Here is a 1,993-nt window from a genome sequence, read left to right as displayed (position 1 = left end):
ACACCGGCACCTCAAACACCCCAGCACCACCAACCCCCACCACCACACCACCAGCACCAGCACCAGCAGCACCAGCCACCAACGGCCGCCACACCACCTCATGCAACCCACCACCCACACCCGACCCCGCCAACTGCTCCACCGACACCGGACGGGAGACCAACGCGCCCACCGTCAGCACGGGTTGACCGGATCCGTCGGCCACCAGGACCGACACGCTGTCCTGTCCCGCCGGCGCAATCCGAACGCGGAGGGCCGATGCCCCTGCCGCATGAAGGGCGACGTCGGTCCAGGCGAAGGGCAGGACGGTCGATTCGTCGGTCCGTGAACCGTCATCGATGAGCGCCACGTGCATGGCTGCGTCGAGCAGAGCGGGGTGCAGGCCGAAGCGCTGGGCGTCGTCGGTCTCCGAGTCGGGAAGTACGACCTCCGCGTACAGCTCCTCCCCCGATGTCCAGGCAGCCTTGAGGCCCTGGAAAACCGGACCGTATCCGTACCCACGCTCGGAGAGGAGCGCGTAGGCTCCCTCGACGCTGATCGCCGCAGCGCCCTTCGGCGGCCACGCGGTCAGGTCCGCCGAAGGGGCTTTGCCGCCTATGGAAAGGATGCCTTCGGCGTGCCGCGTCCAAGGGCCGTGATCGGCACCGTCGACCCGTGAATACACGCCGACCGTACGCCGCCCCGCCGGATCGGCCGCGCCGATCGCTACCTGAATCGCGACTCCGCCCTGCTCGGGGATCACGAGCGGCGCCTGCAGCGTCAACTCTTCCAGAAGGTCGCACCCGACCTCGTCACCTGCTCTGACGGCCAGTTCGACGAAGGCCGTGCCGGGGAGGAGCACGCTTCCCAGCACGCCGTGATCGGCGATCCAGGCTTGATCGGCCAGGGACAGCCTTCCGGTGAGCACCACCTCGTCGGCCTGTGCCAGAGTGACGATCGCCCCGAGAAGCGGGTGGCTGCTGGCTCCCAGGCCCAGCGAACGGGGGTCGTTACCGTCGGCCTCCGCCTGCATCCAGTACCGCTCACGCTGGAAGGCGTAGGTGGGCAGGTCGACGCGACGGGCGCCGGTGCCCTCGAAGAACCCGGCCCAGTCCACCGACACACCGGCCACATGCAACTGCCCCAGCGCGGTAACCGTCGCCGCCACCTCCGCACGGCCCTTACGCACCAGCGGAACGAAGACCGCAGTCTCCGCGTCCACCGACTGCTGCGCCATCCCACACAGCACACCGTCCGGACCCACCTCGACGAACGACGTCACCCCACGCGACACGACAAACGACACCGCATCCGCGAACCGCACAGCCTCCCGCACATGCCGCACCCAGTACTCCGGCGTCGTGACCTCCTGCGACAGCTCACCCGTCACTCCCGACACCACAGGAATCGACGCAGCCCCGAACGACAGCCCGGCCACCACCGCCCCGAACTCCGCCAGCATCGGTTCCATCAACGGCGAGTGGAAGGCGTGCGACACCCGCAGCGTGCTCGTCCTGCGGCCCTGATCCCCGAACGTCGCGACGAGCTCGCGAACCGCCGACTCCGTGCCCGAGACGACCACGGAACGCGGACCGTTGACCGCCGCAATCCCCACCCCAGCGTTCAACAACGGAAGGACCTCGGCCTCCGTCGCCTCCACCGCCACCATCGACCCACCCGCCGGCAACGCCTGCATCAACCGACCACGCGCCACCACCAACTCAGCCGCATCCGCCAAAGACAGCGCGCCCGACACGTGAGCCGCGGCGATCTCACCGACCGAGTGACCCACCAGGAAGTCCGGCCGCACCCCCCACGACTCCACCAACCGGAACAGAGCGGTCTCCACCGCGAACAACGCCGCCTGAGCGAACATCGTCCCGTTCAGCAGACCGGCATCCTCACCCCACACCACCTCACGCAGACTCAAACCCAGCCGGGCATCAAGCTCCGCCACAACCTCATCGAACGCCGCCGCGAACACCGGATACGCCTCATACAGCTCCCGCCCCAT

General features: G+C 68.6%; 1 protein-coding gene. It reads right to left on the bottom strand.

The window, feature by feature from the left end; all coding sequences use genetic code 11:
- On the bottom strand, positions 1 to 1,993 hold a 1,993-nt coding region (locus tag JGS39_RS39150), incomplete at both ends, for an acyltransferase domain-containing protein (protein WP_219574528.1).

It is taken from the genome of Streptomyces poriferorum (genome assembly GCF_019399235.1).
In the GTDB taxonomy this organism is placed as follows: domain Bacteria; phylum Actinomycetota; class Actinomycetes; order Streptomycetales; family Streptomycetaceae; genus Streptomyces; species Streptomyces poriferorum.
The sequence above is the reverse complement of the archived record's forward strand: the minus strand, read 5'-3'. Positions and strand labels throughout refer to the sequence as shown.